Here is a 10,714-nt window from a genome sequence, read left to right on the forward strand (position 1 = left end):
CTTACTAGTTTCAAGATTATTAATGAATCTAACATTTAACCATGATAAAAAATTATGTTCTGTATTTTCAACCTAAATTAGTATTTCATCATTAAAATTAATATGTTTGAATCCAGGTTATAATAAAATGAGGTCGCAAGATGATTAAGAAAGTTAAGATAAATGTTAGCGGTCGCGTGCAAGGTGTAGGATTTCGTTTTTTTACTTATCAGCAAGCCCAAAAACTGGGTTTAGTTGGTTATGTTCAAAATTTAGATAATGGCGATGTTGAGATTATAGCTCAAGGTGATAGTTTACAAATAAGCAAATTAATAAAATGGATTGAAAATGGCGGTCCTGCATCTTCACGCATTTCACATTTTAATATTTTTGAATTATTACCACAAAACGATTTAACTTCTTTTAATGTTCGATATTAATTTAATAAAAAATAAAGTAGAATAATTAAAATTTTGGCATTCGAAATAATAATTTCTAATTAATGTGAAAAACGTATGTTATGAATAAAAAAAATCTAATCTGTTTTTTACTTCTCATTGTTGTTATCGGTGTTTATTATAATTATCAAAAAGGAGATGAGGTTGTAAATCAATCCACTCTAAATATATCAGATAAGCCGATTTATCAAAGTGATAAAATGTTAACAGATATTTATGACTTATCTGGGGATCTTATTTATAAAATTGAGTCCAGTAATGTAAGGCATTTTGATGACTCAAATAATACTGAATTTGATTTGCCCAATTTTACGTTTTATGAACAGAATCATTCAGCTACATGGCATATTAAAGCAAAGAAAGCAACGTTGACAAAAGATAAACTTCTTTACCTTTATGATGATGTTCAATTAGATAATTTGACACAAGAAGCTCAATTGAAACAAGTAAAAACTGATAATGCCGTGATAGATTTAACTTCACAACTAGTCAAATCAAAAGATCCTGTCATCATCAATGGGGTGGGATTTTATTCAACTGGTATTGGTTTAGCGGGTGATTTACATGCCAAAACGGCTAATATACTTGAAAATGTAAAAACATATTATAATACAGAGGCAAAATAAGACATGAGTTCGCTAAAACAGGTTGTTTTTTCATTAATTTTATTGCTACCAATCTCTTTAAGTAGTTTCGCCAATGAACTTACTTCGCAATCTATAAACTCTAAAGAAGAACATAAAATGTTCGCTGATAATAAACCCATTACGATAGATGCAGATAATCAAAAAATTGATATTGAAAATAATACAATTACATTTATTGGCAATGTTGTTATTATCCAAGAAGGATTAACTATAAAAGCTGATAAAGTGGTTATCACTGACACGCAAGATAAAAATAAGCAAAAAATTACAGCTTATGGTAACCCTGTGAATTATAAACAAATTTTACCAGAAAAAAATAAGATTGTAACGGGTCATTCTTCACAAGTTATTTATGATGTAAAACAAAATAATGTTATTTTACGCGGTCATGCTGAATTATTTCAACAAGATAATCATATTGTTAGTGATCTGATTACATACGATGTCAAAAAACAGCAAATATTAGCCAATCCAGGTAAGAATATGCGAGTAAAAAGCACTATTATCCCAAACCAAGTTAAAGGGATGAACAAATAAAATGTCAATTTTAAAAGCGGAAAATCTGGCCAAAGTATACAAAAAAAGACGAGTTGTTGAAGATGTAAGTTTAACTGTCAACTCAGGCGAAATTGTTGGATTATTGGGCCCCAATGGTGCGGGTAAAACGACTACTTTTTATATGGTGGTTGGTATAGTGACATTAAATGCAGGTAAAATTTACCTTGATGATCATGATATCAGCATTTTACCTTTACATGAGCGAGCTCAAAAAGGTATTGGCTATTTACCACAAGAAGCGTCTATTTTCAGAAAATTGTCTGTTATAGATAACATTATGGCAATTTTAGAAACGCGTAAAGATATTGATAAAAATGAGAAAATCGATCGTGCCGAAGAATTACTTGAAGAGTTCCATATTTCTCATATTCGTGACAGCATAGGACAATCTCTATCAGGTGGAGAAAGACGTCGAGTAGAAATAGCAAGAGCGTTAGCAGCTAATCCTAAATTTATTTTACTTGATGAACCTTTTGCTGGTGTTGATCCAATTTCGGTGATAGATATCAAAAATATTATTAAGCATCTACGTGATCGAGGGTTGGGTGTATTAATAACCGATCATAATGTACGTGAAACGTTAGATGTTTGCGAACGTGCTTACATTGTTAATAAAGGGCATTTAATTGCTGAAGGTTCACCAAATGACATCTTAAGTAACGAATATGTAAAACGCGTTTACTTAGGAAACGAGTTCAGATTATGATGAAAACCAGTTTACAACTGAAAGTCTCTCAACAATTATCCATGACGCCACAATTACAATTGGCGATTAAATTACTACAGTTGTCAACTTTAGAACTCCAACAAGAAATACAAACTGCGCTTGAAAACAATCCATTGCTTGAAGTTGATGATCAATATGACGAAGTGCACGTTAAACAAAACGATGAAGCAGAAAATATTGATACGCGTGAGGCTTTAGATAGCAAAGAGATTCCCGATGATATTCCACTGGATGCATCTTTAGATGATATTTATAGTGCAGGAACTCCATCTGGAACTAACTCAGATTATCGTAATGACGAATTGCCTATCTATCAAGGTGAAACTCACGAAACATTACATGATTATCTAGAATGGCAACTTGAACTAACACCCTTTAGCGATACTGATAGGGCGATAGCAGTATCTATTATTGAAGCTATAGATGAGAGAGGCTATTTAACAGTTTCAACAGAAGAAATACTTGAAGAGCAAGGTAATGATGAAATTGAAATTGCCGAAGTTGAAGCAGTATTGAAACGAATATGGAATTTTGATCCTATCGGTGTTGGTGCCAGATCGTTGCAAGAGTGTTTGTCTATTCAAATTCAACATTTAGATACTCCACCGTTAGTTAAACAAATTATTGATAATTATTTAGACTTATTAGCCATACGCGATTATAGAAACTTAAAAAAAGTGTTAAATACAACAGATGAACAATTAAAAGAGGCTGTTGATTTTATACAACGTTTGCAACCTTATCCTGGCGATTTGGTTAATACTGCTTCTCCAGACTATGTCATACCTGATGTCATGGTAAAAAAGGTACAAGGAAAATGGATTGTGTATTTAAATAGTGATACAGTTCCAGCTTTACGTATTAACCAGCAATACGCCGATATGGCAAAATTAGCAAATGAAAGTGATGGGCAATATATTAGATCTCATCTGCAAGAAGCTAATTGGTTTATTAAAAGCATCGAAAACCGTAACGAAACCTTATTAAAAGTCAGCCAATTTATTGTTGAGCATCAGCAAGCCTTTTTTGAACACGGTGCTGAATACATGAAACCAATGATTTTGTCTGATGTTGCAACGGCAATTGATATGCATGAATCGACCATTTCTCGTGTAACAACTCAAAAATATCTGCATTGTCCAAGCGGAATTTATGAACTTAAATTCTTTTTCTCAAGTCATGTTAATAATGATTCAGGTGGTGAGGTTTCATCTACAGCTATCCAAGCATTAATTAAAAAATATATATCGGCAGAAAATAGTAAAAAGCCATTAAGTGATAGTAAATTAGTTTCGATGCTTGAAGAACAAGGCATTATTATTGCACGTCGCACCGTAGCAAAATACCGTGAAGCCTTATCAATTCCACCATCAAGTCAACGAAAACAGCTTTAAATTTGAATTCAAATTTTTTGGATATATATCGCTTATTTTAATCATGGGCGCAATTTGCGCCCTTTAATAAAATTAAGCTAAAAAGCTTGGAATTTTATGTTCAAAGTCGCTAATTGCATCTTCATGTTGTAGGGTTAAGCCAATATTATCTAACCCATTTAACAAGCAATGACGTTTAAAAGCATCGATTTTAAATGAATATTGCTTGTCGCCGGCAATGACCACTTCATTAACTAAATCGATGGTAAATTCAACGCCTTCATTAGCTTCGACAATTTTAAATAGTTCATCGATATCTTCTTCGGATAAATTAACCAATAATAACTGATTGTTAAATGAGTTATTATAAAAAATATCGGCAAAACTTGAACCAATAATAGTTTTAAATCCATAATCAGCAAGTGCCCATGGAGCATGTTCACGAGAAGAACCACAACCAAAATTTTCACGTGTTAATAAAATACTGGCACCTTTATAGCGGGGTTTATTCAAGACAAATTCAGGGTTAGGCTGCTCGCCAGCATCATCTAAAAAGCGCCATTCATGAAAGGCATGTTTACCAAATCCAGTGCGTGTTACTTTCTGTAAAAACTGTTTTGGAATGATTGCATCTGTATCAACATTAGCCGCATCCAAAGGAACGACTAGCCCAGTATGTTTTGTAAATTTTGCCATGACAAGTCTCTCCTTAAAATGGTTTGCGAATATCTGTAAAATGACCAGTAATAGCTGCGGCTACTGCCATAGCAGGACTAACTAAATGTGTTCTAGCATCACGTCCTTGGCGACCTTCAAAATTACGGTTGCTAGTTGATGCACAGCGATCTCCCGGTGCTAATTTATCATCGTTCATTGCAAGACACATAGAGCAACCCGGTAAGCGCCATTCAAATCCTGCATCAATAAAAATCTTATCTAATCCTTCGGCTTCAGCTTGTTCTTTCACTGGTCCTGAACCGGGTACAACTAATGCTTGTACACCTTCAGCCACTTTACGGCCTTTAGCAATTTGCGCAGCAGCTCGTAAATCTTCTATACGTGAGTTTGTACAAGAACCAATAAATACTTTATTGATCTTAATATCAGTCATTTTGGTACCAGCGGTTAATCCCATATAAGCTAATGCACGCTCAGCAGAGTGTTTTTCAATAGGATCAGCAAAATTATTAGGATTCGGTACTGTTGCATCAATTGATGTAACTTGACCAGGATTAGTACCCCAAGTGACCTGTGGGGCGATATCTTTACCTTCTAACGTCACAACTGTATCAAAATGTGCACCTTCGTCGGTTTTTAGCGTTTTCCAATAAGCAACCGCTTTGTCGAAGTCTTTACCTTTTGGTGAAAATTGACGACCTTTTAAGTACTCAAAAGTCACTTCATCTGGTGCAATTATGCCAGCTTTAGCTCCCATTTCAATTGCCATATTACACAACGTCATGCGTCCTTCCATTGATAATGATTTAATAGCATCACCACAAAATTCAACTACATGACCTGTACCGCCAGCACTAGTTGTTTTGCCAATGATAGCTAAAATAATATCCTTAGCGGTAATGCCATCAGCAACATCTCCTTTAACTTCAATTTTCATAGTTTTAGCTCGACCTTGTTTTAAGGTTTGAGTTGCTAACACATGCTCAACTTCGGAAGTACCAATACCAAAAGCTAATGCACCAAATGCGCCATGTGTAGCAGTGTGCGAATCACCACACACAATAGTCATACCCGGTAAAGTCATACCTTGCTCAGGGCCGACTACATGGACAATACCACGTAATGGGCTTTGTAAATCATATAACGAAACACCAAACTCTTTGGCATTTTTTGCCAGTTCGGTTAACTGAATGCGAGCCATTTCGCTACAGGCACTTAAATCATTACTTTTGGTTGAAGTGTTATGATCCATAGTTGCAAAAGTCTTATTGGGCTGGCGAACTTTACGATTCATTGCACGTAAGCCATCAAAGGCCTGTGGAGAGGTGACTTCATGAACTAAATGACGATCGATATATAAAATAGGCGTTTCATTTGGAGCTTCATAAACGACATGCGCATCATATAATTTCTGATACAGTGTTTTTGACATTGCAGATTCCTTATTATTTTTTACAACTGGTATTAGTTTTAAACTTTGACATTATTTACTAATCCTATAATTAATTGGATTAAAAAGGATACAAGTAGCAGTTTATTTTGCATACTTGAGTATCTTTTTACTACACATTTTACATAGCTAATTCAACTAAATAAGCTTACAAATAATGTCTCCCATTTCATCAGTTGAAACGGGTTGTTCTTTTTGTGCAAGATCGATAGTACGATAGCCTTGCTCTAATGCTTTATTTACTGCTGTTTCGATAGCTGAGGCAATATCATCACGTTTAAAGCTGTAACGGACTAACAAGGCTAATGACAAAATTTGTGCAGCAGGATTAGCAATATTTTTGCCAGCAATGTCAGGCGCACTACCGCCAGCTGGTTCATATAAACCGAAACCTTGCTCATTAAGACTAGCAGACGGCAACATACCCATTGAACCAGTTATCATGGCACATTCATCGGATAATATATCTCCAAATAAATTTGAGCATAAAATAACATCGAATTGAGACGGATCTTTAACAAGTTGCATTGTGGCATTATCGATATACATATGCTCAAGTTCGATATCAGGGTAGTTTTTAGCTACTTCATTAACCACCTCACGCCACAAAATTGAAGTTTGTAATACGTTGGCTTTATCAATTGAAGTTACTTTTTTGCGACGTAAACGTGCGGCTTCAAACCCCATTTTTGCAATACGTTCTATCTCAAAACGATGATAAACTTCAGTATCAAATGCTTTTTCTTGAGCACCACTACCTTCACGTCCTTTAGGTAATCCAAAATAAATACCGCCAGTTAATTCGCGCATACATAAAATATCAAATCCACGCTCTGCAATATCAGTTCGTAATGGGCAAAGATCTTCTAAGCCTTGATACAAACGAGCAGGGCGCATATTAGCAAATAATTTGAAGTGTTTACGTAGTGGCAATAACGCACCACGTTCAGGTTGCTTTTCAGGTGGCAAATTAGACCATTTAGGACCGCCCACTGAACCAAATAAAATAGCGTCAGCTTTTTCACAGCCTTCAAGTGTTTCATTAGGTAATGGGCAACCATGAATATCAATTGCTGCGCCGCCCACATCATATTCACTAGTAGTAATAGAAAGTTGATACTTTTGGCGGATAACATCTAATACTTTATAGGCTTGTCTCATTACTTCTGGGCCAATACCGTCGCCGGGAAGTACTGCAATATGGTAGTTTTGTGACATTTTTTATTCCTTTACAATCTAAATTAATTTTCATGTTTTGCTGTTAAACGGCAAAACAAATTATTTTTTAGTCATGATGTAATTTTTGTTTTTCTTGTGCAACTTGATTTGCTCTATACACATTGTTCAATACATTAATTAAAGCCAAAGCCGATGAGTGAACAATGTCGGTTGCAAGCCCAACTCCATGGAACTTACGACCTTTATATTCGGCAACAATATCAACTTGTCCTAAAGCATTTTCACCTTGTCCTTTAGAAGCTAACTGATATTTTACAATCGAAATAGGCTCGCCAGTAATACGGTTGATAGCTTGATAAACAGCATCAACGGGGCCATTACCTGTTGCTGCATCAGAATACTTTTTATCACCAATTAACAAGCTAACCGAAGCGGTTGAAACAACCGTCGAACCTGATTGAACATTAAAATAATCCAAAACATAATGTTCTTTTTCATCTTTTAATTGATTGATAAATATTAATGCCTCTAAATCATAATCGAATACTTGGCCTTTTTTATCAGCTAATTCTAAAAATGCCTCATAGACTTGATCTACGTTATAATCTTTATCGTGATAACCAAGTTCTTCTAAACGATGTTTAACGGCGGCTCGTCCTGAACGAGAGGTTAAATTTAATTGGATTTGATTTAATCCGATTGATTCAGGGGTCATAATTTCGTAAGTTTCACGATTTTTTAAAACCCCATCTTGATGAATTCCTGAGGAGTGGGCAAAAGCGTTACTACCAATAATTGCTTTATTACCCGGAATTGGCATATTAGTAATTTGGCTAACAATTTGGCTGGTACGATAAATCTCTTGGTGATTGATATTTGTGTGAACATTTAAGATATTTTGACGAACTTTAATCGCCATAATAACTTCTTCAAGTGCGGTATTACCCGCACGTTCGCCTAAACCATTCATCGCACCTTCAATTTGCCGAGCACCTTCTTGAACCGCGCTAATCGAGTTAGCCACCGACATGCCCAAGTCATCATGACAATGAACAGAGATAATCGCTTGATCAATGTTCGGGACACGTTCAAATAGGGTACGAATAATGCCACCAAATTGATAAGGGACAGTATAACCGACAGTATCTGGAATATTGATCGTTCTTGCCCCTGCTTTAATTGCTGCTTCAACGATACGACATAAGTTATCAATTGGGGTACGGCCTGCATCTTCACAAGAAAACTCCACATCATTAGTATAATTACGTGCACGTTTAATACAGTGCACAGCTCTTTCAATGACATCATCAAATGTCATTTTTAATTTATCCTTAACATGTAAGGTTGATGTTGCCATAAAAGTATGAATTCGAAACTGATCTGCAACTTTTAATGCCTCGGCAGCAACATCAATATCTTTATCAACACAACGAGACAATGCACAAACACAGCTATCTTTAATGGTCTTAGCAATCGTCTGAACTGATTCAAAATCACCGGGAGATGAAACAGGAAAGCCAACTTCCATCACATCGACCCGCATTCGCTCCAAAGCAAGCGCTATTTGTAACTTTTCTTTAACGCTCAAACTTGCTTGTAATGCTTGTTCACCATCGCGTAACGTTGTATCAAAAATAATGACTTGATCGCTCATTGTTTTTCCTTTTATATATTTTAGCGCTATCTCGGTATTTCAAGTTAAAAAAACAAAAAACCCGCACTTTAGCGCGGGTTCTTGTTAATTTGTTGAGTTGTTTATTTAACTACTTCTTTTTACTCCACACACAAGCTATCCGCGCAAGTTAATGCGAGGAGGAGGCTGAGGTCGAGTGATAAATAGTTAACAAACATAAAAAAATCTCTATTTGAATTGTAATTAATACAGACAAAAACTGATGTTATTTTTACCAAATGATATCAGTGGTGTCAATGATTATTTGTAGTCAATCTAAATATGTTCTATTTTTATTAAAATAAAGTACTCAATACTAATTAAAGATTGCTTTACTATTTGACAAATCTATTAAAATAATAAGTTGAGACATAATAGAACCGAATTATAATGGTGAAAAGAATAACTCACGAGGGCATAATAATGAACATAGTTGATATTTCTCAAAAACGCTACACTACCAAACATTATGATCCAACAAAAAAAATTCCTGCCGATAAGATTGAACAATTATTAACTGTTTTAAGAAACAGCCCATCATCAGTTAACTCACAACCATGGCATTTTTATGTTATCGAGAACAACGAGGCAAAGAATAAAATTTTACCAGCTATACTTGAATTTAATCAACCAAGGGTGACTGGCGCTTCGCATACGATTGTCTTTTGTATTAAAACACCATTAGACGACGCCCATTTAGTTAATCTACTCAATCAAGAAGATAAAGACGGTAGATACCCTTCAGCCGATCTTAAACAAGCACAAGATCAAGGTCGTAGGCACTTTGTAAAGCTCAATAGTGCAACCATTGAATCGCAACAATGTTGGGAAAGTAAACAAGCTTATCTAGCATTGGGGCAACTGCTTTTTGCAGCAGCAGCAATTGGTATTGATTCAACGGCAATTGAAGGATATGATACCCAAAAAATGGACGAGATTTTAGATCTCAAAAGCAAAGGACTTAAAAGTATTGTTGTTGCTACATTAGGCTATCGAGCCGAAAATGACGGCAATGCGCATCGACCAAAATCACGCTTACCTAAAGAGCAACTTTTTACGTTTTTATAAAATAACGAGCAATATTCTCTGTATGAATTAAGATAAATATAGAGGATATTTTTTGAACTATGATAAGTTTAATTGTAGGAAAACATTAAGTTGTTTATACTTCATGTGTAGGATTTATTCGCATTATTTACAGTAAATCTGAGAAAATATGGTAATGAATATACGTAAAACAAAATTAACGCCTTATCACAGACAAGAGATATGGCGTTTATATCATAAAGAAAAAATAACCATCACTGATTTGGCTAAACGTTTTATGGTCAGTCACCCGACCATTTATAGCGTGCTAAAAAAAGCCCGATTAAATTTGTTTGTGCCTTTAACCAGTAAGAACAAACGTTATAAAACGATTAGTTATGGTATTAAACACCTAGTTAAAATTGAAAAATCCATTGAAGATAAATTAAGGCGGCAACTAAATTATATAACAAAACAAATCCTGACGAAATGTTACATGTCGGCACCAAATATTTACCTTTACCTAAAAACAAAACAAAATAACTGTGATTGGCTATTTTAATAGGTTGCGCTATCGTGGTTGAAAGTAATGGTCTATTTTAGTTGGTCAGATTTCGGACGTGATCACTATTATTAATTTATTTACAAAAAACAGTACGTCTGAAATCACGATACCATAATATCTTAGCTCGCTATAGACAATTGATTTAACCAAAAACAAAATAAAAAATCCAATAAAATCAATGTCCTACCTGAGCGATTTTAGAGCAAAAAAACACACCACTATAAGGTCAATATGCTTGTTTTTTTGCAGTGTCAAAATACGCTAATGACAGAACTAGGGTCGCCGCCAAACAGGACTATTTCATTTGTATTTTTTTACAAAAAAACACGAAAAAACTAGCCAACTATTTTTTAAACGGCTATACTTTTACCGTTATAGGAAAACAAGCTTATTAAATAAGCA

Annotated in this window: 11 protein-coding genes; 7 read left to right on the top strand and 4 right to left on the bottom strand. The window is 34.8% G+C overall.

Annotated features, from left to right (window positions below; translation table 11 throughout):
- Positions 1–140: 140 nt before the first annotated feature.
- The 5 genes from yccX to J6569_RS00860 all read left to right on the top strand — a co-directional run bounded on the left by yccX (position 141) and on the right by J6569_RS00860 (position 3,763).
- A complete protein-coding gene (gene yccX / locus J6569_RS00840) occupies positions 141–419 on the top strand; it encodes an acylphosphatase (RefSeq protein WP_174798722.1) in 279 nt (92 codons plus the stop codon).
- Positions 420–499: 80 nt separating this feature from the next.
- Positions 500–1,063: an LPS export ABC transporter periplasmic protein LptC gene (gene lptC, locus J6569_RS00845; protein ID WP_034913230.1), complete on the top strand. Its 564-nt coding sequence runs from the start codon at positions 500–502 to the stop codon at positions 1,061–1,063.
- Between the two features lie 3 nt (positions 1,064–1,066).
- On the top strand, positions 1,067–1,621 hold the full coding sequence (lptA, locus tag J6569_RS00850) for a lipopolysaccharide transport periplasmic protein LptA (RefSeq protein WP_034913233.1): 555 nt from the start codon (positions 1,067–1,069) through the stop codon (positions 1,619–1,621).
- A 1-nt stretch (position 1,622) separates the two neighbouring features.
- Positions 1,623–2,348 carry an LPS export ABC transporter ATP-binding protein gene (gene lptB / locus J6569_RS00855; protein WP_034913235.1) on the top strand — a complete coding sequence of 242 codons (726 nt, stop codon included), beginning with the start codon at positions 1,623–1,625 and terminating at the stop codon, positions 2,346–2,348.
- Positions 2,348–3,763 (top strand): RNA polymerase factor sigma-54, encoded by a 1,416-nt coding sequence (locus J6569_RS00860; protein WP_363319041.1) that lies wholly within the window; start codon positions 2,348–2,350, stop codon positions 3,761–3,763. The genes lptB and J6569_RS00860 overlap by 1 nt, the downstream gene beginning before the upstream one ends.
- A gap of 72 nt (positions 3,764–3,835) precedes the next feature.
- Here the strand turns inward: J6569_RS00860 and leuD are convergent, their stop codons facing one another.
- From leuD to leuA, 4 genes are all read right to left on the bottom strand, one after another.
- The gene (leuD, locus tag J6569_RS00865; RefSeq protein WP_065568790.1) at positions 3,836–4,438 is read right to left on the bottom strand and encodes a 3-isopropylmalate dehydratase small subunit; all 603 of its coding nucleotides are present in this window, start codon (positions 4,436–4,438) and stop codon (positions 3,836–3,838) included.
- 13 nt (positions 4,439–4,451) lie between these two features.
- Entirely contained in the window at positions 4,452–5,852 is a 1,401-nt protein-coding gene (gene leuC, locus J6569_RS00870) for a 3-isopropylmalate dehydratase large subunit (RefSeq protein WP_296301030.1), read from the bottom strand.
- 156 nt (positions 5,853–6,008) lie between these two features.
- Complete coding sequence (gene leuB, locus J6569_RS00875) at positions 6,009–7,088, bottom strand: 3-isopropylmalate dehydrogenase (RefSeq protein ID WP_065561213.1); 1,080 nt, start codon at positions 7,086–7,088, stop codon at positions 6,009–6,011.
- 67 nt (positions 7,089–7,155) lie between these two features.
- Positions 7,156–8,703 carry a 2-isopropylmalate synthase gene (leuA, locus tag J6569_RS00880; RefSeq protein WP_174798718.1) on the bottom strand — a complete coding sequence of 516 codons (1,548 nt, stop codon included), beginning with the start codon at positions 8,701–8,703 and terminating at the stop codon, positions 7,156–7,158.
- Positions 8,704–9,144: 441 nt separating this feature from the next.
- Here leuA and nfsB point away from each other — a divergent pair, with 441 nt between their 5' ends.
- Together nfsB and J6569_RS00890 are read left to right on the top strand one after the other, a co-directional pair.
- A complete protein-coding gene (gene nfsB, locus J6569_RS00885; RefSeq protein ID WP_085164882.1) occupies positions 9,145–9,789 on the top strand; it encodes an oxygen-insensitive NAD(P)H nitroreductase in 645 nt (214 codons plus the stop codon).
- Positions 9,790–9,943: 154 nt separating this feature from the next.
- Positions 9,944–10,309, top strand: a complete 366-nt coding sequence (locus J6569_RS00890) for an HTH domain-containing protein (protein ID WP_296317201.1) — start codon at positions 9,944–9,946, stop codon at positions 10,307–10,309.
- Positions 10,310–10,714: the final 405 nt, after the last annotated feature.

The sequence above is a fragment of the Gilliamella sp. genome (assembly GCF_024104075.1).
GTDB classification, from domain to species: domain Bacteria; phylum Pseudomonadota; class Gammaproteobacteria; order Enterobacterales; family Orbaceae; genus Gilliamella; species Gilliamella bombi.